Origin of the sequence: Rhizobium sp. BK316, from assembly GCF_014193695.1 — a bacterium.
GTDB lineage: Bacteria > Pseudomonadota > Alphaproteobacteria > Rhizobiales > Rhizobiaceae > Rhizobium.
The window spans coordinates 1,839,283-1,858,683 of record NZ_JACHZR010000001.1 but is presented as its reverse complement, the minus strand read 5'-3'; the positions used below and the strand labels follow the sequence as shown (position 1 = coordinate 1,858,683).

Genomic DNA, 19,401 nt, shown 5'->3' with positions numbered 1-19,401 from the left:
CCGGAGGTCATGCCGCCTTGCTGTGCGTCCGGCCGAACGAACCGAAATAGGCATCGAAGGCCGCCGCAACGGCGCGGACCATGAAGCGATGCTCCTTCGAGACGGTGATGCAGCCATTCTCCACCGTCACCACGCCATCCGACAGGAGACTGTCCAATCGGTCGTTCCGCTCGATGAGGAAGCCGACATCATAGCCGTCTTCCGCGCCGAGCTTTGCGAGATCGACCTTGAAGTCGCACATCAGACGCTCGATCACTCTGGCGCGAAATTTGTCCTCACCGGTCAGCCCGTACCCCTTGGCCGTTGCGAGGATTCCGGAAGCGATCCGCTCGGCATAGCGTCCAAGAGCGACATGGTTCTGAACGTAGCCATCAGGCAGCCGTCCGATTGCCGAGGCGCCGAGGCCGATCAGGGTTTCGCATTCGTCCGTCGTGTAGCCCTGGAAGTTCCGCCGCAGGGTACCCGAGCGCGAGGCAATGGCGAGCTGATCGTCGGGCAATGCGAAGTGGTCGAGGCCGACACGCACATATCCGGCGCTCTCCAGCTCCTCGGCAATCGCCTCGGCCTGCTCGTTGCGTTGGGTGGCATCGGGCAGTGCGGCTTCATCGATCAGCCGCTGGTGCTTCTTGAATGCCGGCACATGGGCATAGCCGAAAACGGCGAAACGCTCCGGTCGCAGCTCGACAGCCGTCCTGACCGTTTCGATACAGGATTGAATGGTCTGATATGGAAGTCCGTAGATAAGATCGAAATTGATGCTCGTCACACCATAGGCTCGCAGCCCCATCACGGCGGCCTGAGTCTGCTCGAAGCTCTGTATCCGGTTGATCGCTTTTTGAACCACCGGGTCGAAGCTCTGGACGCCGAGACTTGCGCGGTCGACGCCGTTCTCGCCGAGAGCGGCAATCATTGCGCCCGATAGCGTCCGCGGATCGATCTCCACCGCAACGCTGCAGTCGCTCGTAAACTGGAACGCACTCTTGAGCTTGTTCATCAGGCTCGAAAATTCGTCCGGCTTCATGATTGTCGGCGTGCCGCCACCGAAATGAACATTCTTGACCGGAACCTCGTTTCGGGCTGCTTGCGATACGAGTTCGATCTCCTGGCTCAAGACGTCGAGATATTCGAGAACAGGCGCGTCCTGACGCGTGATCGTCGTGTGACAGCCGCAATACCAGCACATGGAACGACAGAAGGGAACATGCAGGTAGACGGAGACGGGTCCGGCGGCTGCGACGTCGGAAAGACCGTGCGCATATTGCTCCGGCCCGACGACCGGCGAAAACGCAGGTGCGGTCGGATAGCTGGTGTAACGTGGCAGGCGGGCCTCGCCATATTTGGCGACCAGAGTATCGGACATTTCGGCTTCCTTCATGAGAGTGTCATGATGTGCATATGCCGACGAAGGGGCAGGCTTCCTTGTCCTGGATCAATAATGACCCGCGTGACGCTGACAAACAGCAAGCCGGGCGGTGGCCAGCGCCTAGGACAACCGACAATCGCCCGACTGTTTGCTCGCTGTCAAAGTTGGCCGGTCTGCGCCCAGCTATCTTCCGCCCTGACACAGGATGCGTCGCGGTCCGGTCATCAGTCATCCCGCGGCAGAAGGAAACAGCCATAATGACAGACGCGCCAGCCACACAGACCGCGATTGCGCATATCGACGTGCGGATCCTGCCACCCGTCGAGCGCCATCCCCGGATCTTCGGCACGCTGCACTCGCTGACGCCGGGCCAGAGCCTCCATATCACCAGCGATCACGAGCCCCGCCCCCTGCAGTACCAGCTCGACACCGCCCTGCCCGGAAAATTCTCCTGGGAATATCTGGAACAGGGACCGGACGTCTGGCGCGTGGAGATCATCCGCCTCGATGCGGGTTGCGACTGCTGCTGCGGCAGCCACTAGCGCCGGGGACGTGCCATGATGCCAGTGGGCACGACCCTGTCGCGGTGGACGATGTCGTATTTCGGCGCGGCGCTGTCTTACCTGCTGCTGGCGGAGTGCCTGCTTGCAGCCGGCGTTTGGACCCCTTCCCTTGGTATCGCCGAGCCTGGAGCGCTTGCCATCGTGCACGCCGTGACGCTCGGATGGCTTCTGCTTCTCATGATCGGCTCGTTGCTTCAGTTCGCGCCGGTCCTGACAGGTAATGACAGACCCGCCAGCCGCTTCGATCCGATAGTTTTCGCCGGCATGGTCGTCGGTCCGGCACTTCTCATGCTGGGATTTCATCTGATCGGCCTCGGTTCCTCCGCGGCCGGTTCGGTGATGATTGCAGCGTCCGCCGCGATTTCAACCTCCATCGCTGCTGTTTCGCTATCCTTGTCTGCCTTACTCTGGCGGGGAAGACGCGTGCATGCCGCCTCCCTTATCGTCCTCGTTGGTATCGGATGCCTACTCGTCACAACGGCCTTCGGCGCCCTTTTCGCGCTGACGATCTCCGGTCAGATGGAAGCACCGGCAATCGTTGCCTATGGCATGGATGCGGTGGCTTACCATGCGAGTTTCGGCCTCGGCGGATGGATGACCCTTGCGGCGATCGGCGTCAGCTACAAGTTGCTTCCGATGTTCCTGCTGTCCGACGATATGCGCAAGGTCCAGTTCGTTCGCCGGTCGAGCACGCTGGCGGTTCTGCTCCTGTCGGTGGCAGCGATCGCCGCCGTCGTCGAACCCGATTTTGCGCACGCCGTTTTCCTGTCGGCCGCGGTGCTGTTTGGGCTGATCGTAGCCACCTATCTCTTCGAAATTTACAGAACATATCGCGCCAGGCGCCGTCCGGCGCTCGAGCTGAATACGTTGGGATCATTGCCGGCCTTCGCGATGCTCGGCCTCTCCGTCTCCCTTCTTGCGTTGTCCCTGTTCCTGCATGCCGAGACGCGTAACCTGTCGGCGATCGTCTATCTCTTCGTGTTCGGCTGGCTCACCGGCTTCGGTCTCGCCCAACTCCTGAAAATCGTTCCATTTCTCACCTGGATCGAGGCCTTCGGCCCGCTTCTTGGCCGCAAGCCGACGCCCAAGCTCGGCGAACTCATCAACGGACGCCGGGCCGGCCTCTGGCTTGGCCTCTTCTACTTTTCGGTCGTCGGCGCTGCGACCACACTCTGCCTTGGATCCGACATGGGTTTTCGCGTGTTCGCGGTCCTTCAAACCGCATCGACCGTTGCTCTTATCGTCGAGCTGGTGCTCGCCCGCACGCTCGCGAACGTAGAACCCCAGATCAAGACCGCACCATTTCACAAGCCGGCGCTATTCGTCGCCGCAAACCACAGAGGTAACGCCAATGGTTCAGTTCCGTGAACTCGACGTCCGACAGATCCTGCGTGACGGCGGCATGCCGTTCCAGCTCATCATGGACGCATTCGCCGGTCTCGATCCCGATGAAGGTCTGAAACTGCGTGCAATATTCGAGCCCGTCCCCTTGATCCGCCAGCTCGAAAAGCGCGGCTATTCACATGTCACAAAGCGTCTGGCCGATGATGATTGGGAAATCGATTTCATCCCGAACAAGTCCATCCAGCAATCTGAACCGGCAGTCGCGGTGACCGAGGCGGTCTGGCCCGAGCCGGTCTGGAACCTCGACCTGACCGACCTTGCGCCACCCGAGCCGATGGAGCGCATTCTGTCCCGGCTGGAGACGATGGAGGACGGCGAGGTTCTGTTTGCCCTTCTCAACCGGGAACCCGTCTTCCTGTTCAACGAATTGAAGGCACGGGGCCACGAATGGATCGGCAATTTCGATTCGTCCGGCAAGACCTATCGGATCATGATCAGGACAACCACGGGAGGCCAGAACGATGCCGGCGTCTGAGGTCACGGAACAGGACGTTCGCAATGCGTTGCGCGAAATAGAAGACCCCGAGATGGGAACGAGTATCGTCGACCTCGGTTTGGTCTACGAAATCAATGTCACCGAGCCTGCTGTCGTGAAGATCAAGATGACGACGACAACCCGTTTCTGTCCGGCCTCCGGCTATATTGCCGACGCCGCACGTCAGCGTGTTGAGGATATTGCCGGCGTAAGACAGGCCGTTGTCGACCTCGTCTACGAGCCGGCCTGGTCGCCGGACATGGTATCGCTCTTCGGCCTGCCGAAGACGTGACCCTTTGCCAAGGGCGGTCAGTCGGTCCTCCCTGCATCGAGGCGCCCCGAGGAGATGCTGCAATCGGCTCGCGGAAGAACGATGCGCGCCCGACATCATCGAAGATGATCGACCCGCTCCCGAACCGACTTGCCCTGCCCCGGCAAATGGCCGGTTTGATATTCCACCATAGTCGCGAAGCGAGCTTTCCACGACGGTCATCCACTGGGCTCGTGTCCGGAACGTTTCCGACCGATGCGCGTTGATTGTTGTTAGCCCAAGCCACTCGGCGTGGGCAGTGCGAGGGAGGTTATCATGAAAATCAGCGATTGCATGACGACAGACGTCCAGATCACCGATCCGGAGCATACATTGCAGGATGTCGCCTTAATGATGGGGCGTCTCGACACAGGGGTTCTGCCGGTGGGTGAGAATGACCGGTTGGTCGGTATGATCACCGATCGTGACATCGCCATCCGTGGCGTGGCAGAGGGAAGAGGCCCGAAGACGAAGGTACGGGACGTGATGAGTACCGATGTCAAATACTGCTTCGAGGACGAAGACGTGGAAGACGTTCTTCATAACATGGGCGATCTTCGAGTCCGGCGCTTGCCGGTGCTGAACCGAAAAAAGCGGCTCATCGGCATCATCTCGCTTGGCGATCTCGCCATGAAAGGCAGTGCCAAGGAAACAGGCAAGGCGCTGGGTGGCATCTCACAACGCGGCGGCGCTCATTCGCAGACAGCCCACTGACGGTCCGCGCAGCTCCATAGCAAAACTGTCGGCCTGCTGGCCGCCATCCCTCATTCAGTCGCTCGCGCCATAGCCTTGGCGCGGGCGCTTTATAGGCGCACGCGACCATTTGGGGATGGCTGACATTTTCTCATGTGCACAGGATGATCGGTCCCGCTCTCAGTGTCGGTGGGGCACGTGACGGGTGGTCACACAGCCAAAGGGCTCTCGCCTTCAGGCTGCCAGCTTGAGCGCTTCGGGCATAATCACCCTCCCTTCATCGTCAGAGGCTTGCGTCCCGACCATAGGAGCGGCGCATGTTCCACCACGAACAATCCGAAAGCCGCCGTCCAGCCGATCGCTGCCACGGCAAGGATCCCGGTGCTCAGCGCAGGAACGAGTTCGGCAAGCGGCCGGACGAGTGCAACGCAGCCAAGCAGGAGGTAGGAAATATTGGTCATCCGGCTCGATTTCAGTTTCCGCCCGGTATGGCCGCGTGTTGCCCGCGTCATCACTGCGAGCATCATCATCGAAATCGTGCCTATCGCGAATATATGCAACACACCCACTTCGGGCAGCCATCCGGATGCTTGAAGTGCGATGGCGGCAAAACCGAAAGGCACGAATATGAAGGTCGCATGCAGGACGAACAGAATGGGCTCCGGCCAGGTGGTCCAGCCGCGCCAGCGGACCAGCCTGATCGTGTTCAGGATCGCAGCGACGCCCGCCGTCCCGCAGGTTGCCGTGGAATCCGGAACGCTCGCCCACAGGACAAGCGCGACCGCACCGACGATGATGGTGGCCGCATCGAAGCTGTTATATGGCACCGGAAAGTCCGTACGGCCGAACTGATTGATCCAGTTGCGGGTGAAGCTCGGCAGAATCCGACCTCCGACGATCGTCACGAGCAGCACGTAGGCACCGATTCCGAGACGGATCGCGAGTTCCGGGCCTGCTACCTCGATGACCTGGATGTGAAAGACCAGGTTTGCGAGCGAAAGGATAAAGAGCCCCGCGATGACTTTTAAATCCTTCCATTTCCTGCCAGCCACGACCTCACGCGCGCAGATAACGAGCATGACAGGCAGGAACAGGCTATCGACGGCGCTCGCAAGGACAATCCCGATCGAGCCGCTGAGCAGCATGGCGATGCGGCCGGCACACCAGATCGCAAACAGGATTGCCAGCGGCCTGCCGGCGATCGGCAGGCGGCCGGTCCAGTTCGGGATCGCCGTCAGCAAGAAGCCGGCCAGCACCGCCGGTGCGAAACCGAACAGCATCTCATGCGCATGCCAGTACAGTGTCCCGTAGTCCGATGCGACAGGGATGCCGAAGCTCAGATAGGCCACCCACAGGTCGAGGCTTGCGATGGCCCAGAGCGCCGATGCCAGAAAGAATGGCCGGAAGCCATAGGAGAAGAGGACAGGTCCGGTTCGCGACATGCCGCGCGGAAAATCTCGCCTGGCATCCGAAGTGTTTTTCATTTCCGTGTCTCCAAATTGACGACACAGCAATGCTGGAGATTGTCGAGGTAGTCGTTGAGATTACGCAAAGAGCGGGGGCAGAACTTTGCGCTGACACAAATAGTCAGTTTGCTCCAAATCAAACAGTCCAGCGGGGTTTCTACTACTTTCCTTCTCGACCGGGCGGCTCACGCTCGCGCTTCGACTACAGGAGATTAGAAATGACGAATACTCTGCAAATGACCCGTCGCACGATGCTTACGGGCGCTGCTGTCGCAGGAGCGCTGACCCCCATTATCATCGCAAATAACGCTGCCCATGCCGACGAGGTGGTGGCGGTGAACGCGCCCAGGAAGGCGCCGACAGCCGACTTCACCAAGCTTCGGCGCGAGAAGATCGAACTGGTCAAGCCGCCCTTCGTCCATCCACACAGCCAGAAAGCCGAGGGTGGCCCGAAGATCAAGGAATTCACGCTGACCATCCAGGAAAAGAGAATGGTGCTCGATAAGGATGGGACCGAGGTGAACGCGATGACGTTCGACGGTTCGGTACCCGGCCCGCTGATGGTCGTTCACCAGGACGATTATGTGGAACTGACGCTGGTCAATCCTGAAACGAACACGATGCAGCACAATATCGACTTCCACGCCGCAACGGGCGGGCTTGGCGGCGGTGCATTGACGGTCGTCGGCCCCGGCGAAAGCACCGTCCTGCGCTTCAAGGCGACGAAGGCAGGCGTCTTCGTCTATCACTGCGCACCTCCCGGCATGGTACCCTGGCACGTCACGTCGGGGATGAACGGCGCAATCATGGTTCTTCCGCGCGAAGGACTCACCGATGGCCACGGAAAGCCCCTCGTCTACGACAAGATCTACTACGTCGGCGAGCAGGATTTCTACATCCCGCGCGATGAGAACGGCAAGTTCAAGAAATACGACAGCCCCGGCGAGGCCTATGAAGACACGCTTGCCGTCATGAAGACGCTGACCCCGACCCATATCGTCTTCAACGGCGCCGTCGGCGCGCTGACGGGCGACAATGCGATGACCGCCAAGGTCGGCGAAACCGTGCTCATCGTGCATTCGCAGGCCAACCGCGACACACGACCGCATCTCATCGGCGGCCACGGCGAATATGTCTGGGCGACCGGCAAGTTTGCGAACGTGCCTGACATAGACCAGGAGACCTGGTTCATCCCGGGCGGCACGGCGGGTGCCGCACTCTGCACCTTCGCGCAGCCGGGCATCTACGCCTATGTCAACCACAACCTCATCGAGGCGTTCGAACTCGGTGCGGCTGCCCACTTCAAGGTCACCGGGGACTGGAACGACGATCTGATGACTTCGGTGAAGTCGCCGTCGGCCAGCTGACCTGGGGTGGGGCTGTGCAGGCCGTGAGGGCGGCCTGCACAGTATCTTTTCTTAAAAAGGGGGCGCATGCCGCGACAAGGATATGACACCGCACGCCGAGACTGCACGAGTTTCCGGCCTTTCGATCGCTATCCCGCTTGCGCTTCTTGGGACCCTTTCCGCAGCGCTTGCGGTCGAGACCGGGTTCATGAACATCGGGCGGCGCGATGCCGCATTTGCCGTTCCCGAGGTCATAACCATCGCACCCCATGAATTCCAGTATCGCGACGCGACCGAATATTTCCGCAGAGGCCTGGCTGTCGATGCGCCGAAGCGCGAGGCCCACGTCCGGATGTCCCTGACGGTCATGAAATATCAGACCAGCCTTTCCGAATATGACCGTTGCGTGGCCGATGGCATCTGCACAGAGCCGGAAGGGCGAAGCGCGACCTCCGGCCACGACACGCCGGTTACCGGCGTCAACTACGAGGACGCGCTGCGCTACGCGGACTGGCTGTCCCAAAAGACGGGCGAACATTGGCGGCTTCCGACCGATTTCGAACTCGCCTACGCCGCTGCCGATCGTTTTCCCGATGATGCGCTCGGCATCGATGCAGACAGCAACAATCCTGCGCTGCGCTGGCTTGCAGACTATGAACGCGAGGCACGGCGCACCGCCTCGATCGACCCGGCGCCGCAACCGAGGGGATGGTTCGGCGTGAGCCAGACCGGCCTTGCCGATTTCGGCGGAAACGTCTGGGAATGGACCTCGACCTGCAACAAGCGCATCGACCTCGACAAGCAAGCCGGTGTCGACGAGCCTGACCCGACCAGCTGCGGCATCATGATCGCCGCCGGCAGGCACCGCGCCCCGATGAGTACCTTTGTGAGAAATCCCAAGGGCGGCGGATGCTCGGTCGGCAGCCCGCCCGACAATCTCGGTTTCCGGCTCGTCCGGCAGCCAAGCTTCATCGAGAGCATCGAAGACTTCACGCGCCGTGCCGCAGCCGATATGCTCGCCGGTGCCATTTCCAAGGGAGTTCAGCGGGACGACGATGAAGGTTGACCGTACAGTTTTGAAGTCACTGGCGCTTTTCGAACGCATGACCGATGCCGACCTCGACGCCATGCTCGAGCATGCCACACCGCGCCGCATCACCCAGGGCGATGCTGTTTTCGAGCAGGGAGCACCGGCGAAATCGTTCTTCCTGCTGTTGCATGGCAGGCTCAAGGTCACGCAGGTCACGCATGACGGCCAGCAGATCATCGTCAGGATGGTGCATCCAGGCGACCTGTTCGGCTTCGCCATGGCGTTGCGCCGACAGGACTATCCGGGCACGGCCACTGCCGCAGCGGAAAGCCTCATCCTCGGATGGCCGACCGACATGTGGTCGCGGTTCGTCGAGCAAAATCCTCGCCTGGCAATGAGTGCGATGCAGACGATCGGCCAGCGGCTCGAGGAGGCGCACACCCGCATCCGCGAAATGTCGACCGAAGAGGTGGAAAAGCGGGTCGCTCATGCGGTGCTGCGCCTGTCCAAACAGGCCGGCAAGGCGGTGGGAACCGCGATCAAAATCGATTTCCCGATTTCACGGCAGGATATTGCTGAAATGACGGGCACGACACTGCACACGGTGTCGCGAATCCTGAGCGCCTGGGAAGGCAAGGGCATAGTCGAGGGCGGCAGGCAGAAGCTGACGGTCACCGATCCGCAGCGTCTTCTTAGACTTGCTGAAGGCGAAGGCGATTAAGCCGAGTCGGCCCTATCACGGCTCAGCTTTTGTCCTAGTGGAGCGTATCGTGCGACGCCTTCCACGCCTCGACGTCGTCCCTCGATATCCGTATCCGGGAAAATGACGACTGCGGCTGCAGAAGTATCTTGGAGGCGGCGATTTCGCATATCGTTCCCACATGCTCCTGCAGCCTTGTCTCATCGGCGCGCGGTGGATTGCTGATCTCCTGCAGGGCGTCGCGATCGATGATGACCACGCGCTGTGCGCCCTCGTGCTCCATCAGCACGACACCTGTTTCTCCGGAAGATTTCAGGAATGCTGTGATGAACCTCGACAACATGCGGGCTCCTCCCCTCTCATCGATAATGGACCGGAGCATAGCGGGTAGCATTTCGACGTCTTTGACCTCCATCAAAGAGAACGAAAGCCCCAGGCCATAAGGATCTTTCTGTGGTTCGCGGCAGGTGACCGCGGACATAAGGAAAGGAATGCCGATGCGCACATCGCAAAAGCCCTTCATCGTCGAAATCAAAAGACGCCGCCGACGCCGTCCGGCTCGTCTCGTCGACCTCCCCAGGAGCCGGGCGGACAAGGCCGATACCGACAAGCCCGTCAATTTCGCCTCCCTCCGTTCAGACACCCCGGGTCTGGCATCGTGACCGGACCGACGCTTCAACTCAGAAAGGCGGCAATCCAGGCGATCGAGAAAGACGTAATCGGAACGGCCATGATCAGTGCCGCACACGTTCTCCTGGCAAGACGCGTATCTTAGCGGGTAGACTTGCGTCGCTTCTGCTGTTCGGTGGGCTTGGGCTTTTCGCACTCGCCGGCATTCCGATGGCCGAGCGCCGGGCGAGAAAGCGTCTCGGCGATCACTGGGAAATCTACGCCGCGCAGACGTCCGTCTGGCCCCAGGCGGCGTTTGTTTCCGGGGTCCGGCCGAAATCGGGACGCAGCGCTTGTGGCAGCAGCGATGGCCACGATCGCGCTGGTCGTCTGGCTGCTCCTTGCGGGCGGTCACGCCCTGCTCTTCGGCGCCGACCCGATTTCCGTCTTCGGCTGATCGAAGTCCGCCTCGCCGGACCAGGCGCTTGCCAGCGGCGCGACCGGCAGGCCCAGAAGATCGACGGCGCGGCGGGCAAGGTGATCCACGATCTCCTGCACCGACAGCGGTCGGTTATAGAAGGCGGGGACCGGCGGCATGACGATCCCGCCCATTTCCGTAACTGACGTCATGTTGCGCAGATGCCCGAGATGCAATGGCGTTTCCCGCGTCATCAGCACAAGCCGCCGTCTTTCCTTGAGCTGAACATCGGCGGCACGTGCCACGAGGCTTGCGGAAAGGCCGGTTGAAATTGAAGCCAGCGTCTTCATCGAGCAGGGCGCGACGATCATCCCCGCGACCGGAAACGAGCCGCTGGCGATCGTCGCGCCGATGTCTGCATTGTCATAGCTTCTGTAAGCCTTCGGCAGCATCCGGTCATGGGCGTCGGCCCCAGCCTCGTGCAACAAGGTCCGCTTGCCGCTTTGCGAGACGACGAGATGCACCCGCATGCCGAGCCCGCACAAGAGATCGAGGACGGCAAGACCGAGAGCCGCGCCGGAAGCTCCGGTAACCGCCAGCACGACGTCGCGCTGCTCATGAAACGATGTCACGTTTGATCCTTTCCCATGTTGTTGCCGCGCGCGCCGCAATGTCTGACGGCATGCGCAGCTCGCAACCCCATTCGCGGTCGCTCTCCGGCCCGATCTTGCGGGTGGCGTCGAGGCCCATCTTTGTTCCGAGACCCGCTCGGGGCGATGCAAAATCGAGATAATCGATCGGCGTATTTTCGAGGACCATCAGGTCGCGTGACGCATCGAACCGCGTGGACACGGCCCACATGACATCCTCCCAGCTCCTCACGCCGATATCGGCATCGACCACGATGATCAGCTTGGTGTAGTTGAACTGCGGAAGCATCGACCAGAGCCCCATCATCACCCTGCGGGCTTGTCCGGGATAACGCTTGTCGATCGCGACGACCGCCGTGCGGTAGGAGCAAGCCTCCGGCGACAGCCAGAGATCGCAGATTTCGGGAAATTGTCGCCGCAGGATCGGGATGAACAGCTCCGTCATCGCCTCCCCGAGCCTGGAAGGCTCGTCGGGCGGGCGGCCGGTATAGGTCGACAGGTAAACCGGCGAGCGACGGGTGGTGATGGCGCTCAGCCGGACGATCGGAAAGGGTTCGACGCTGTTGTAATAACCGGTGTGATCGCCGTAGGGACCCTCAGGCGCAGTCTCGTCGATCGACACGCGCCCCTCCAGAATGATCTCGGCGCAGGCCGGCACGTCGAGCGGCACGGTCAGAGCGCTGACGACTTGCGTGCGCGCGCCACGCAGAAGACCGGCGAAGTTCAGTTCGCTCACGCCTTCGGGCAGGGGCATGACGGCGGCAAGCAGGGTCGCAGGGTCGTTGCCGATTGCGATCGCCACCGGCATGTCCTGACCGCGTCGCTGCCACTCACGGAAGTGTTTTGCGCCGCCGCGATGGGCAAGCCAGCGCACGATCAGCGAGGAACGGTCGCGAACCTGCATCCGGTAGATGCCGACGTTGACGTCGTAGGGATCGTCGGGATCGCAGGTGATGACCAGCGGCCAGGTTACCAGGGGGGCCGGCTCGCCTGGCCAGCACCATTGGACTGGAAGCATGCCGGTATCGATCTCGGCTCCCCGGTAGACCACCGCCTGCGACAGGCCTATGCGCCGATGCCTCGGTCGCATGCGACTTGCGGCCGTGAGCAGGGAGAGCTTGCTCAAAGCATCTGCAAGCGACTTTGGCGGAGATGGATTTCGAAGATCAGCGAGATCCTCTGCCAGTCGCCCGAGACCGCCCTGCCCGACACCGAAGCCAAGCTCTATGCGCTCCCTGGTGCCGAACAGATTGACGAGCACGGGGATAGGGCTGCGCCGTCCATCGGCGTCTATCGGTGCCTTTATGAGAAGAGCCGGCCCGTTTTCCTCGAGGACCTGCTGATGCAGGGCCGTCAGCTCGTGGACGAGCGACACGGGTTCGTCGACCGACAGAAGCAGCCTGCGCTGCTCGAGCTCACGAATGAAGGATTGCAGGTCGGCATGACGTTTGATCTTGGGTGCATCGTTCAGCATGGGGATGCAATCGGCGAGGAAACCGCTCCTGTCTTTGTCTCAAAACAAACAGGGCGAATGCAGCAGGCTCTAGGGTGCCACTCTCACGAGAAGAGGCCCCAATGCTTGTTCCATCCCGCCTGATGGCTGCGGCCGGCATCGTGCCGTTGCCGATCGCGGCCCGCGCCGCATCCTTGCTGTTTCAGCAAGTGCTCAAATCCCACCCCCGGCTCTTCGACCGGCTCGGGGATTATCGATATTTATGTTTCGGCTTTGCCCCCTCCGACCTTGCCTTCGAGTTCGTGATCCGGCCTGCCGGAGGCAGTATCCGAACCTTCCGGCGCGGGCGCGCGCCGGAGGCGGACGCCAGGATCAGCGGCCCCCTGCTCCTGATGCTCGGGCTTGCCGAGGGCCGCCTGGATGGTGATGCCGTCTTCTTTGCCCGTAAGCTTGCCGTGACAGGCAATATGGAAGCGGTGCTCGCGCTTCGAAATGCGCTCGATGACAGCGGAATCGATCTGGTGAAACTCGCCGGAGACATGTCGGGGCCGATCCGCCGCCCCGTGATGGCGGCACTCTCATCCATCCGGCGCCGTGCACTCAAGGGAGAAGGTGCCAGATGGAACTGATATGCCCAGCCGGAACCCCCTCGTCCTTCAGAGAGGCCGTCGATGCAGGTGCGGGCGCGGTTTATTGCGGGTTTCGCGACGAAACGAACGCCCGAAACTTCCCAGGTTTGAATTTTGATCTGCAGGAGCTCCGGGAAGCCGTCTCCTATGCCGGCACCCGAGGCGTCAAGACGTTCGTGGCACTGAACACATTCATGACGGCAGGGCGGGAGGATCTCTGGTATCGCCGGGCGCAGGAAGCGACCGATGCCGGGGCCGACGCACTGATCGTCGCCGATTTCGGGCTGATGGCCCATGTTGCCGAACGTCACCCACATCAGCGCCTGCATATTTCGGTGCAGGCTTCGGCCTCCAATCCGGACGCGCTTGCCTATCTGGTCGAAAGTTTTGGCGCAGCGCGCGTCGTCCTTCCCCGAACGCTGACGGTCGCCGACATTGCCCGCATCGCTCGTCGCGTAGCTTGCGAGCTTGAGGTCTTCGTCTTCGGCGGCCTCTGCGTCATGGCGGAGGGGCGCTGCTCGCTTTCCTCCTACGCCACCGGAAAATCGCCCAACATGAACGGCGTCTGCTCTCCGGCAAGCCATGTCCGCTACCGTCAGGAAGGCACCGACATGGTATCGGAACTGGGCGGGTATACGATCAACAGGTTCTCCGAGAGGGAACCGGCCGGCTATCCAACCCTGTGCAAGGGGCGCTTTGCGATCGGCAAGAGCAAGACCTACGCATTCGAGGACCCGGTTTCTCTTGATGTCATGGACCAGCTGGACGAACTCGAAGCAGCCGGTGTCACGGCGCTGAAGGTGGAGGGGCGCCAACGCGGCAAGGCTTATATCTCGCAAGTCGTTTCGACGCTCCGCGCCACGATGAAAGCCGCCCCCGCCGATCGCCCCGCACTGATGGCCCGTCTCAAGGCCCTCAGCGAGGGACTGGAGACGACGCATGGCGCCTATGAGAAGCGGTGGAGGTAAGAGATGAAGCTGACACTTGGCCCGCTCCAATATCTCTGGCCGAGCGACCGATGGCGCGACTTCTATTTCGGGATCGCCGACGAAGCGCCTGTCGATGTCGTCGTCATCGGCGAGACGATCTGCTCGAAGCGCCTGCATTTCATGGAGGCCGAGCTCGCTGTTGTCATCGAGCGGCTGGAGGCCGCAGGAAAAGAGGTCAGGCTCTCGACACTGGCGCTCGTCACGCTCGATCGCGAGGCGAACTATCAAAGGGCGCTCGCTCAAGAGGATGCCAGGCTCGTCGAGGCCAATGATCTCTCTGCCCTCTATCTCCTAAAGGGCCGGCCGCACGCCGTTGGACCGTTCATCAATGTCTATAACGCAGCGACCGCACGCGTTCTGGCATCCAATGGTGCGACGGCGATCTGCCTGCCGCCGGAGCTTCCGGCCTCGTCCGTCGCCGCCATTGCCAGGACCTGTCCGAATCTCGATCTGGAGGTCTTCGCCTTCGGCCGTGTGCCGCTCGCCATTTCCGCGCGCTGCGCTCACGCCCGCTCGAAAGGGCGAACCAAGGACAATTGCCAGTTCGTCTGCCAGGAGGATCCTGATGGCATCACGGTCAATACCATTTCAGGCCAGCCCTTCCTTGCCCTGAACGGCGTGCAAACGCTTTCGCATACATGCCAGGCCCTGATCGAGCGCTCCGACGAATGGACGGCTCAGGGTGTCAGTTCGCTTCGGCTGTCACCGCAGACCTGCGACATGGTCGAGGTGTCCCAGACTTTTCGCAGGGTCTTGAATGGAGATATCGAGCCTGCGCAGGCGCTGACGAGGCTGCGCGAAGTCTATCCGGACGTTCCGCTATCGAACGGGTTTTACCACGGCAGGACCGGCGCGGAATGGGTCGCGCGCCTGAAAAACGCAAAGGATTTGACACAATGCAGATGAGACTGTCGGAAAGCGACACTCCCGGCGACAGACGGATCTTCTCGGCTCTGCGTCAGATAAAGGCTTTTGCGAAGGACCCGGATTCCGACTGCAGCTGCACCCTCATCATCAGTGAATTGCTCGCGCATCTTGTTCCAAGACAAAGAGCCGCCGTCGTGCAGGAACTGTTCATGTCGGCGCTGCGCCAGAGAACGAAGGTCGGCACGCTCCTGGAACTTCTGAAGGAACTCGAGCAGTTTGGACCTGCCTCCGAAATCGGCGAGGTCGAGGAAGCGGCTCTGATTTTCGACGATGTGGCAAACCAGGCGAAAATGGGCTCTCAGCTTCTCAGAGCCTTCGTCGCCAATCGGCGCGACATTCTTGGCGCCCAGCAACCCTTTGTCGCCAAAGAGGCTGGGGAAATTCCATCATGAAGGCAGAGAGCCGCTGGGATCGGCACGTCGACATGCTCGAGGTCATAAGCTGTAGCGGTTCGCCCGGCGCGGAATCGCGCGCCGCTCTCGAGATGTTTCTCCTGCAGACACGGCCGACCCTCGCGCCGGAGCCGACTGTCGGCGAGCGAACGCCCGGGACGCATGGGCACGGCGACGGGCAAGCGGGCGGACATCGATATCCGTAACGGGCCTATCGTCGGAAACTGCGGCGGCCGCATCAGTCGCGGCCGGTTTCACCAACATCATTGCATTTGCTCCAGATCAATCACGGTCGAACAGGAAGGTCTAAGCTCATCGCGTTTCAAGGAGTGATTGGAATGGGAAGCTTTAGCGCCTGCCATTGGCTGATCGTACTTACGATCGTCCTCATCCTGTTTGGACGCGGCAGGATCCCCGAGTTGATGGGCGATGTCGCGTAGGGGATCCGGGCCTTCAGGAAGGGTATCGATGGCGAGGCCACCGGCGAAACGAACAAGGACGGCGCAGATGCAGATCGGTCTTGATCAGGATCGATGCGCAGGCCACGGGTGAACGTCCAGAGGGGAACAAAATGGAGTACTCGATCATCTCGGCGTGGTTCGACGACGCGGAAAAATGCGGTCGCGTAGCTCTTCAGCTGGCTGGCCAAACGAGGACCGTGATTGTCACAAGGCGATCGCTGTTGAGTGTGGCATCGCCCCCGCGTGCGAATGAGGCGCGGCTTTTCCAGTTTCTGCATAGCTTTTGCGAGATCGCGCTCGCCTATGGCAGATGCGATCCGAGGCATGCGGAGACCTTGGTGGTCACCGCAACCGACGTAAGACGCTGGCGTCGCGGTCATACACAGTCAGAACCGCTGTGGACGTGGCAGGGTATCGGCAGCACCATCACATCCGTTCCCCACCCAATTGACCCGTCGGCTGGGCTACGCGCTTCGGCAGAAACGCTCGAACGCTTCGCGGGTGCATAGCTTCTGGAGATATTCCTCGTCCTGATCGCGCGCGACATGACGAAGCACGAGCTTCAACAGCTCCCATTCGGTGGCGCGGTTGCGATTGAACCATGACGTTTCTGCAATGCGGTCATAGATGCGCAGAACGCGCCCGGCAGTGGCTGGATCGAGATCTCTCAGAAGCATGGCAGCACGGGCAGCTTTTCGAACATGGATTCACACCCTATCGTGATGCGAGGGTTGCGCGTGACAGACGCAGATCGCATGTCGTTGCTATCGCCCCTCACCCTGCTCGTCCTTGACAAATCTCAATCTGACCGGAGTTCATACAGGCAAGAGGGCAAGCCGATCGCAGCTGATCGGCACCCAACGGTCTTCGCGATCTGTCCGGGCAGATGCGGTGCTTGAAATGATACAGATCAAAACCGTTCGCCCGAGTTCGTGAGAAGGGTGGCAGACAATCGCAAGGACCGGATCTGATGAACCTGCCGACATTCGTTATCGCCATCTTCTCGCTGCTGATCCTTCCAGGCCCGACCAATGCGGTTTTGGCATTGGCGTCGACGGCGCTGACCGTCAGGCGGTCCCTGTCGCTCGTCACCACCGTCGTACTCGGCTATCTCGTAATCATCATTCCGGTGTCGAGCATCGCCGCGCCGCTGCTTGAAGGCCATCCGGCCATCGCCGCCACCGTCAAGCTGATTTCGGCAATCTGGGTTCTTTATCTTGCGCTGAAACTATGGGTGCCGGTCCCGGTGGGCGGCCAGAGCACGCTCGGCGTCGGTCAGCTCTTCGTCACCACGCTGCTCAATCCCAAGGCCATCATCATCGGCCTTACCCTTGTACCCTCGGTCCAGACGGGTATACCCGTGGCGGTCGTAGCGTTCGTCTGCTGCGCGACGGTGACCTCGGCGATCTGGCTTGGCCTTGGCGGTCTGCTGGTCGGACGCCATGCGCAAATACCGCCTCTTGTGCGGCATTGCGGCTGCGCCGTGCTGGTCGCCTTTTCCCTGACCCTTGCCATCAGCACCCTTTGGACCTGAGACTTGTGTCGATTTTCACGACAGTGGCTCGGCTGACTTCCCCAACGGCATGCATGGCTGCCCTCGCAAACCGCCTTATGCCATTGCGCTAAGTCCAAGCCGGCAAGATCGATGTCGGCCCCCCGGAAACGGTGACCGGAAGATTTCATGCCGCCTGCCGCAGCCGCCCTGTCCTGCGTCAAATACGATGCAGGGGACCATTTCTTGATGTCGGTCAATGTCTGATCCATGCAGGAGGCTAGAATAACGATCTGGCGGGCAAGGGTAGTGATCCGATATGTACCGAACGATAGTCTGCGCAATAGGCAACGGCCCTCGCGAAACGGCCGAGCGCATCCTGAACAGGGCAGCCGGCCTCCTCGACAAGGATGGTTCGATCTTCGTCATCCACGCCGTCGAAACCATGCCACACTACATGACGACGAGCCTGCCGGAGGACTTCGAGACCGCCGCCATAAAGGATGCCGAGGAGAAGCTCACCTTGCTCTGCCGGCAGATGAAGATACCCGCCGTAGTCGAGGTCCATACCGGTAGCGCAGCCAGGGTGCTTTTGGCCGCCGCGCGGGAGAAGCAGGCGGACCTCATCATCCTGTCGACCCATGTCGCAGATATCACCGACTATATTTTCGGGGCCGTGGTCGACCGCGTGGTGCGCCACGCCAAATGCTCGGTCCTCGTCGATCGCAAGCAAAGTCCGGGGCATAAGCCGAGCCGCGCGGTGGAGACGGCGGCGCACTCATAACCGTGCGCCCTCGGCAATGGCGCGCTGTTTTTTGCCTTCGCGCCGACCTTCTCCCTGCACATGATGCAAAGGGATTGCCAGGTATGGGCGGCCTGCACACGACGTTGCGGCATTGCCATCATCCCTACCGCGCATCCGCCAGCGCCCGGCGGAACCGCATGAGCGCGCCGCAAAAGAAAAGCACGCCGATCACCATGAGCGCCGCCATCTCCTGCCAGACCGCATCGAAGCCGGCGCCGCGGTAGAGGATCGCCTGCGACAGCGACACGAAATGTGGCGCGGGCGAAACCACCATCGCATATTGCAGCCAGAGCGGCATGCTGTCCATCGGCGTCGTGCTGCCGGAAAGCAGGTTCATCGCAATCAGGATCGGCATCGAGATCAGCCCGAATTGCGCCATCGAACTTGAGGCAGTCGCGATCAGGATGCCGAGCGACGTGACGGAGAACTGGTAGAGCACCGCGCAGAAGACGAAAAGCCAGATCGAACCGGCGATCGGCACCGAAAGCAACCCTTCGACCACGACGACGAGCGACAGCACCGCCGCCACGATGATGACCAACCCGTTCGCCCAGACCTTCGACATCATGATCTCCGCCGGCGTGACCGGCATAACGAGAAGATGCTCGATCGTGCCGTGCTCCCGCTCTCGGACCAGCGCTGCGCCGGTCAGGATGACCGAAAGCATCGTCACATTGTTGATGACCTGCATGACCGCGGTGAACCAGGTCGATTGCAGATTGGGATTGAAGCGTGCGCTGACGACGAGATTGATCGGTGACGCGGCGGCGCTGTTCGGCAAGGCTGTTGCCATCTCCTGCAGAATAATGCTCTGAATATAGGAGGCTCCGTTGCCGGCCTGCGCCATGGCCGTCGCGTCGATATCGAGCTGCAGCGAAGGCTTGCGACCGGCAATCGCATCCTCCTCGAATTTGGGCGGGATCTCCAGCACGAAGACGAATCGACCGGCATCCATTGCCGCATCCACCTCATCAGCGCCGATCAATACCGGCGCCTTGAAAAAAGGCTGCAGCATCGCATCCCGTAGCCGTGTCGAGAGCATCGAACGGTCCTCGTCGACGACGGCGACCGAGGCGTTCTCGACCTCGAGCTTGGCGCCGGTCGAAACCGTGTAGACGGCGATGGTGAAAGTGTAGACGATGAGGACCATCATCACAGGGTCGGCCTTCAGGCTGTAGAGTTCCTTGACGCCGAGGCGGAAAATCCGGTTGAGCTTGCCCCACATG

General features: G+C 61.1%; 21 protein-coding genes and 2 pseudogenes. 16 read left to right on the top strand and 7 right to left on the bottom strand.

The annotated features are described in order from the left end of the window. Window positions 1-7 precede the first annotated feature (7 nt). Entirely contained in the window at window positions 8-1,360 is a 1,353-nt protein-coding gene (hemN, locus tag FHT87_RS08405; protein WP_183727140.1) for an oxygen-independent coproporphyrinogen III oxidase, read from the bottom strand. Window positions 1,361-1,620: 260 nt separating this feature from the next. On the opposite strand from hemN, the gene FHT87_RS08400 reads away from it, so the two are divergent. From FHT87_RS08400 to FHT87_RS08380, 5 genes are all read left to right on the top strand, one after another. Further along, window positions 1,621-1,905 (top strand): DUF2249 domain-containing protein, encoded by a 285-nt coding sequence (locus tag FHT87_RS08400; RefSeq protein WP_183727138.1) that lies wholly within the window; start codon window positions 1,621-1,623, stop codon window positions 1,903-1,905. Between the two features lie 15 nt (window positions 1,906-1,920). Then, on the top strand, window positions 1,921-3,294 hold the full coding sequence (locus tag FHT87_RS08395) for a hypothetical protein (RefSeq protein WP_183727136.1): 1,374 nt from the start codon (window positions 1,921-1,923) through the stop codon (window positions 3,292-3,294). After that, complete coding sequence (locus tag FHT87_RS08390) at window positions 3,278-3,805, top strand: DUF2249 domain-containing protein (RefSeq protein ID WP_183727134.1); 528 nt, start codon at window positions 3,278-3,280, stop codon at window positions 3,803-3,805. The genes FHT87_RS08395 and FHT87_RS08390 overlap by 17 nt, the downstream gene beginning before the upstream one ends. Continuing rightward, window positions 3,792-4,097 carry a metal-sulfur cluster assembly factor gene (locus FHT87_RS08385; RefSeq protein WP_183727132.1) on the top strand — a complete coding sequence of 102 codons (306 nt, stop codon included), beginning with the start codon at window positions 3,792-3,794 and terminating at the stop codon, window positions 4,095-4,097. The genes FHT87_RS08390 and FHT87_RS08385 overlap by 14 nt, the downstream gene beginning before the upstream one ends. A 294-nt stretch (window positions 4,098-4,391) precedes the next feature. Further along, the gene (locus tag FHT87_RS08380) at window positions 4,392-4,829 is read left to right on the top strand and encodes a CBS domain-containing protein (protein WP_183727130.1); all 438 of its coding nucleotides are present in this window, start codon (window positions 4,392-4,394) and stop codon (window positions 4,827-4,829) included. A 245-nt stretch (window positions 4,830-5,074) separates the two neighbouring features. Here the strand turns inward: FHT87_RS08380 and FHT87_RS08375 are convergent, their stop codons facing one another. Next, window positions 5,075-6,292, bottom strand: coding sequence for an NnrS family protein (locus FHT87_RS08375; RefSeq protein WP_183727128.1), 1,218 nt, complete (start codon window positions 6,290-6,292; stop codon window positions 5,075-5,077). A gap of 200 nt (window positions 6,293-6,492) precedes the next feature. On the opposite strand from FHT87_RS08375, the gene nirK reads away from it, so the two are divergent. From nirK to FHT87_RS08360, 3 genes are all read left to right on the top strand, one after another. Continuing rightward, window positions 6,493-7,641, top strand: a complete 1,149-nt coding sequence (gene nirK / locus FHT87_RS08370) for a copper-containing nitrite reductase (protein WP_183800912.1) — start codon at window positions 6,493-6,495, stop codon at window positions 7,639-7,641. 82 nt (window positions 7,642-7,723) lie between these two features. Next, window positions 7,724-8,686, top strand: coding sequence for an SUMF1/EgtB/PvdO family nonheme iron enzyme (locus FHT87_RS08365; RefSeq protein ID WP_183800909.1), 963 nt, complete (start codon window positions 7,724-7,726; stop codon window positions 8,684-8,686). Then, the gene (locus FHT87_RS08360; RefSeq protein WP_183727116.1) at window positions 8,676-9,371 is read left to right on the top strand and encodes a Crp/Fnr family transcriptional regulator; all 696 of its coding nucleotides are present in this window, start codon (window positions 8,676-8,678) and stop codon (window positions 9,369-9,371) included. Before FHT87_RS08365 ends, FHT87_RS08360 begins: the two co-directional genes overlap by 11 nt. A 34-nt stretch (window positions 9,372-9,405) precedes the next feature. Here the strand turns inward: FHT87_RS08360 and FHT87_RS31170 are convergent, their stop codons facing one another. Beyond that, a complete protein-coding gene (locus FHT87_RS31170; RefSeq protein ID WP_246699579.1) occupies window positions 9,406-9,885 on the bottom strand; it encodes a hypothetical protein in 480 nt (159 codons plus the stop codon). A gap of 65 nt (window positions 9,886-9,950) precedes the next feature. On the opposite strand from FHT87_RS31170, the pseudogene FHT87_RS31520 reads away from it, so the two are divergent. Further along, window positions 9,951-10,217: pseudogene (locus FHT87_RS31520) on the top strand (hypothetical protein); the annotation flags it as partial. A 153-nt stretch (window positions 10,218-10,370) separates the two neighbouring features. Here FHT87_RS31520 and FHT87_RS08345 read toward each other — a convergent pair. Then, complete coding sequence (locus FHT87_RS08345; RefSeq protein WP_183800906.1) at window positions 10,371-11,009, bottom strand: UbiX family flavin prenyltransferase; 639 nt, start codon at window positions 11,007-11,009, stop codon at window positions 10,371-10,373. Next, on the bottom strand, window positions 10,993-12,501 hold the full coding sequence (locus tag FHT87_RS08340; protein WP_183800903.1) for a UbiD family decarboxylase: 1,509 nt from the start codon (window positions 12,499-12,501) through the stop codon (window positions 10,993-10,995). Before FHT87_RS08340 ends, FHT87_RS08345 begins: the two co-directional genes overlap by 17 nt. A 101-nt stretch (window positions 12,502-12,602) precedes the next feature. Here FHT87_RS08340 and FHT87_RS08335 point away from each other — a divergent pair, with 101 nt between their 5' ends. The 5 genes and pseudogenes from FHT87_RS08335 to FHT87_RS08315 form a co-directional block, all read left to right on the top strand. Continuing rightward, on the top strand, window positions 12,603-13,109 hold the full coding sequence (locus FHT87_RS08335) for an SCP2 sterol-binding domain-containing protein (protein WP_183727110.1): 507 nt from the start codon (window positions 12,603-12,605) through the stop codon (window positions 13,107-13,109). After that, window positions 13,100-14,077, top strand: coding sequence for a peptidase U32 family protein (locus FHT87_RS08330; RefSeq protein WP_183800900.1), 978 nt, complete (start codon window positions 13,100-13,102; stop codon window positions 14,075-14,077). The genes FHT87_RS08335 and FHT87_RS08330 overlap by 10 nt, the downstream gene beginning before the upstream one ends. A 3-nt stretch (window positions 14,078-14,080) precedes the next feature. Further along, window positions 14,081-15,004: a U32 family peptidase gene (locus tag FHT87_RS08325; RefSeq protein ID WP_183800897.1), complete on the top strand. Its 924-nt coding sequence runs from the start codon at window positions 14,081-14,083 to the stop codon at window positions 15,002-15,004. Continuing rightward, a complete protein-coding gene (locus tag FHT87_RS08320) occupies window positions 14,995-15,417 on the top strand; it encodes a hypothetical protein (protein ID WP_183800894.1) in 423 nt (140 codons plus the stop codon). Before FHT87_RS08325 ends, FHT87_RS08320 begins: the two co-directional genes overlap by 10 nt. Before the next feature lie 338 nt (window positions 15,418-15,755). Continuing rightward, window positions 15,756-15,854: pseudogene (locus tag FHT87_RS08315) on the top strand (twin-arginine translocase TatA/TatE family subunit); the annotation flags it as partial. A gap of 488 nt (window positions 15,855-16,342) precedes the next feature. Here the strand turns inward: FHT87_RS08315 and FHT87_RS08310 are convergent. After that, window positions 16,343-16,555 carry a hypothetical protein gene (locus tag FHT87_RS08310; RefSeq protein WP_183800888.1) on the bottom strand — a complete coding sequence of 71 codons (213 nt, stop codon included), beginning with the start codon at window positions 16,553-16,555 and terminating at the stop codon, window positions 16,343-16,345. A 293-nt stretch (window positions 16,556-16,848) separates the two neighbouring features. On the opposite strand from FHT87_RS08310, the gene FHT87_RS08305 reads away from it, so the two are divergent. Continuing rightward, window positions 16,849-17,412, top strand: coding sequence for a threonine transporter RhtB (locus FHT87_RS08305; RefSeq protein WP_183800885.1), 564 nt, complete (start codon window positions 16,849-16,851; stop codon window positions 17,410-17,412). A 277-nt stretch (window positions 17,413-17,689) separates the two neighbouring features. Further along, window positions 17,690-18,154 carry a universal stress protein gene (locus tag FHT87_RS08300; protein ID WP_183800882.1) on the top strand — a complete coding sequence of 155 codons (465 nt, stop codon included), beginning with the start codon at window positions 17,690-17,692 and terminating at the stop codon, window positions 18,152-18,154. Between the two features lie 124 nt (window positions 18,155-18,278). On the opposite strand, the gene FHT87_RS08295 is transcribed toward FHT87_RS08300, so the two are convergent. Continuing rightward, a complete protein-coding gene (locus FHT87_RS08295) occupies window positions 18,279-19,400 on the bottom strand; it encodes an ABC transporter permease (protein ID WP_183800879.1) in 1,122 nt (373 codons plus the stop codon). Window position 19,401 lies beyond the last annotated feature (1 nt).

Coding starts and splice junctions, on each gene's coding strand:
- hemN (WP_183727140.1), bottom strand. CDS start 1,360: ATGTCCGATACTCTGGTCGCCAAATATGGCGAGGCCCGCCTGCCACGT.
- FHT87_RS08400 (WP_183727138.1), top strand. CDS start 1,621: ATGACAGACGCGCCAGCCACACAGACCGCGATTGCGCATATCGACGTG.
- FHT87_RS08395 (WP_183727136.1), top strand. CDS start 1,921: ATGATGCCAGTGGGCACGACCCTGTCGCGGTGGACGATGTCGTATTTC.
- FHT87_RS08390 (WP_183727134.1), top strand. CDS start 3,278: ATGGTTCAGTTCCGTGAACTCGACGTCCGACAGATCCTGCGTGACGGC.
- FHT87_RS08385 (WP_183727132.1), top strand. CDS start 3,792: ATGCCGGCGTCTGAGGTCACGGAACAGGACGTTCGCAATGCGTTGCGC.
- FHT87_RS08380 (WP_183727130.1), top strand. CDS start 4,392: ATGAAAATCAGCGATTGCATGACGACAGACGTCCAGATCACCGATCCG.
- FHT87_RS08375 (WP_183727128.1), bottom strand. CDS start 6,292: ATGAAAAACACTTCGGATGCCAGGCGAGATTTTCCGCGCGGCATGTCG.
- nirK (WP_183800912.1), top strand. CDS start 6,493: ATGACGAATACTCTGCAAATGACCCGTCGCACGATGCTTACGGGCGCT.
- FHT87_RS08365 (WP_183800909.1), top strand. CDS start 7,724: ATGACACCGCACGCCGAGACTGCACGAGTTTCCGGCCTTTCGATCGCT.
- FHT87_RS08360 (WP_183727116.1), top strand. CDS start 8,676: ATGAAGGTTGACCGTACAGTTTTGAAGTCACTGGCGCTTTTCGAACGC.
- FHT87_RS08340 (WP_183800903.1), bottom strand. CDS start 12,501: ATGCTGAACGATGCACCCAAGATCAAACGTCATGCCGACCTGCAATCC.
- FHT87_RS08335 (WP_183727110.1), top strand. CDS start 12,603: ATGCTTGTTCCATCCCGCCTGATGGCTGCGGCCGGCATCGTGCCGTTG.
- FHT87_RS08330 (WP_183800900.1), top strand. CDS start 13,100: ATGGAACTGATATGCCCAGCCGGAACCCCCTCGTCCTTCAGAGAGGCC.
- FHT87_RS08325 (WP_183800897.1), top strand. CDS start 14,081: ATGAAGCTGACACTTGGCCCGCTCCAATATCTCTGGCCGAGCGACCGA.
- FHT87_RS08320 (WP_183800894.1), top strand. CDS start 14,995: ATGCAGATGAGACTGTCGGAAAGCGACACTCCCGGCGACAGACGGATC.
- FHT87_RS08310 (WP_183800888.1), bottom strand. CDS start 16,555: ATGCTTCTGAGAGATCTCGATCCAGCCACTGCCGGGCGCGTTCTGCGC.
- FHT87_RS08305 (WP_183800885.1), top strand. CDS start 16,849: ATGAACCTGCCGACATTCGTTATCGCCATCTTCTCGCTGCTGATCCTT.
- FHT87_RS08300 (WP_183800882.1), top strand. CDS start 17,690: ATGTACCGAACGATAGTCTGCGCAATAGGCAACGGCCCTCGCGAAACG.
- FHT87_RS08295 (WP_183800879.1), bottom strand. CDS start 19,400: ATGTGGGGCAAGCTCAACCGGATTTTCCGCCTCGGCGTCAAGGAACTC.